We start from the raw sequence: 2,597 nt of genomic DNA, 5'->3' as shown, positions 1-2,597 counted from the left end.
AATGTTTAATTCTGGCAAACGCATTTTCCACCAAGTGACGATAACGGTATAAACATTCATCAATATTTTGGTCTGCTTTTCGGCTATTTTTGCGATAAGGGATCACCGGCGTGGCTTATCGTTGTTCAATAAATGTCCTGAAACGCTGGCTATCATAGCCTTTGTCAGCGATAACGGCTTCGGATGAGGGGGACTTAGAGACAAGACTTTCTGCGTGAACACTATCGTGAACCTGTCCCCCGAACAGTCCAAAATGAACGGGCAACCCTCCGCTGTCTACCGCTAAATGGATCTTAGTTGAACGCCCGCCACGACTTTTACCAATGGCCTCATCGTTATCTGAAGCTGCTCCGGCACTATGCTGGTGAGCCCGAACGATAGTGGCATCAATAAATAACCATTCCGTATCAGCATGACCAGATAACTATTTTAAAATAATAGTTAAAATGCCTTTCTTTGACCAGGTATTAAAACGTGAAAAGACGCTATTCCATTTGCCAAATTCGCTCGGTAAATCGCGCCAGGGGTTACCCGTTCTCATGTGGTAAAGAATGCCTTCCAAGGTCAACCTGTGTTCAGGTTTGTTATAAACCCAACCGGTATGTTGCATAAATTCAGATAGCTTATTAGTTCGCAGCATGATGGTGTATACCAAATCATCATGCTGTCTAATAATCCCTCGCAAAACGTCAACACGCCCTAATTTTGAGTATCCGGATTATAGGGTTGAAACAGGGATATAAACGCCCTGCCTCGATCTCCCGTACCAATGTTGATATGGCCGTGGTGCGTCGTGAAACGGTAAACGGTCGGAAACGTAAGGTAAGTCCTCCGCCTGAAGAACTGACTGATGTGAAATACCGCCTTGAACGAGCGGGCTTTTCTCCTCATAATGTCGGGTAAATAAAATAAAACATATGGTTGTTCAAAAGTCGGCCTATCACCCGCAAAAAAGATCGTCATCCCTTCAAGCACCTATTACACAACAGGGCAGGTGACATCTGTAGAAGATTTTGGAAAGGCATTTGTGTTTGGAATCTGAAGGAAACGTGTTTTTAAGTTCGGGCAAATTAATCCTCTCAACAATCCTAATCTACCCTAATTGAGGTTATGAAATGAAAGTGAGATACAAAGACATTAGTCATGATGTACCGCGAACAACACAAGAAAAACTTGATGACTGGCTCAATAATAAAGAGCAAATTCAAATTATCAACATTGAAACTTTAATGCGAATAGAGGAGAGAGGGTCTTCAAGTTATTTAAAACCAAATTATATACGAATATGGTATTACGAAAAATACCCAACAACCACCGACTAAAGTCGGTGGGTTAGTGATTAAAATTTCAAATCGTAAGTTTCTGCGAGAATGCTTCCTCCAGTCTTTATTGTGAACCTTCCAAAATGGAATGCGAGTCCGTCTGGCTGGTTGTGAACCCATTGCTATTTAATGTGAGCGAATTAATAGCTAATAGCATTACTGCTGTTCTGGGCTTCTGAAGCCCAGAACAGGAATTTATTGTTGCAGGGTAAAAAAATAACATCACCTTGCTCATCAAAATATTTAATATCGAAAGTAGGGTGACAGTTATAATGGTGCTTGCCATATTTTTGCTGATTAGCAAAAACGACGTCAATATTTGCACTACTATTCACTCCCGTAATAGTCCCAATATCACCACCAACTTCTACCATCATACCAATACGCGCAAAATCTATACCACGCAGGCGAATCATATCTTCAATAAATTGTTTTTTCTTTTTAGTCATAATTTTTTTCTCATCCTGTTTTATTTTATGACAACCTTTTGGGGGACTTTAGCTAACGGGAAAAACAGCATTAACGGTTCATTTTGTAATTCAATGAATCCTTGGTATGTATAAAATTCAGCGGCTTTTGTATCTTTTTCACCCACTGTCAATGCGTAAGAGCCTATCGTCAGCTCATTAGCTGCTCAGGATAGTGAGGCAATTTTTTCGCTATATTTTGTGGTAATTGATATTGGAACTAGCTCCACTTCCAGTGGAGTCTAACTAAGTAAAATAATTTTTATAAAACACAATAAAATCAGTGCGATCTATTATTTTTACGTCTCGTTTAGTCTGTTGCAATCAATATGCAGCGAGGGGCATAATCTGGGGCACTTACCATTTGATAATTACTATTATTCGATTACAGAGATGCTCTAATAATGAAACTCACCGCCCGACAAGTTGAAACTGCAAAACCCAAAGAAAAAACTTACAAGCTAGCCGATGGCGGTGGTCTCTATCTGGAGATTACGTCACGCGGATCTAAATATTGGCGCATGAAGTACCATCGCCCCACCGATAAAAAAGAAGACCGGATGGCGTTTGGTGTCTACCCGGCCGTGTCATTAGCCGAAGCTCGTGCTAAACGCGATGAAGCTAAAAAGCTGATGGCACAGGGCATTGACCCTAAAGCAGAGAAAAAAAGTACATCTTCTCCGGCCAAAGTGAACACCTTTGAACAAGTCGCCCGTGTTTGGCATGCTAGTAATAAGCGTTGGGATGAAAATTACCGTCAGACAATACTACATAGCCTTGAAAAATATATTTTCCCCTGCATTGGCAC

Annotated in this window: 3 protein-coding genes and 1 pseudogene; 2 read left to right on the top strand and 2 right to left on the bottom strand. The window is 40.9% G+C overall.

All coding sequences use genetic code 11. The features are described 5' to 3' along the window. Window positions 1-640 (bottom strand): annotated as a pseudogene (locus tag AAC147_RS09825) (IS5 family transposase); the annotation flags it as partial. An 86-nt stretch (window positions 641-726) separates the two neighbouring features. On the opposite strand from AAC147_RS09825, the gene AAC147_RS09820 reads away from it, so the two are divergent. Further along, window positions 727-903, top strand: a complete 177-nt coding sequence (locus AAC147_RS09820; RefSeq protein WP_156115466.1) for a hypothetical protein — start codon at window positions 727-729, stop codon at window positions 901-903. Window positions 904-1,462: 559 nt separating this feature from the next. Here AAC147_RS09820 and AAC147_RS09815 read toward each other — a convergent pair. Continuing rightward, window positions 1,463-1,771, bottom strand: a complete 309-nt coding sequence (locus AAC147_RS09815; RefSeq protein WP_052189847.1) for a hypothetical protein — start codon at window positions 1,769-1,771, stop codon at window positions 1,463-1,465. Window positions 1,772-2,193: 422 nt separating this feature from the next. Between AAC147_RS09815 and AAC147_RS09810 the strand changes: the two genes are divergently transcribed. Beyond that, window positions 2,194-2,597: integrase arm-type DNA-binding domain-containing protein (locus tag AAC147_RS09810; protein WP_047686474.1), on the top strand; the 404-nt coding region annotated here is incomplete at its 3' end.

Origin of the sequence: Xenorhabdus sp. NBAII XenSa04 (assembly GCF_963866145.1) — a bacterium.
Classification (GTDB): Bacteria; Pseudomonadota; Gammaproteobacteria; order Enterobacterales; family Enterobacteriaceae; genus Xenorhabdus; species Xenorhabdus indica.
Note: the sequence above shows the minus strand (reverse complement) of the source record. Positions and strands in the feature narration are given on the sequence as shown.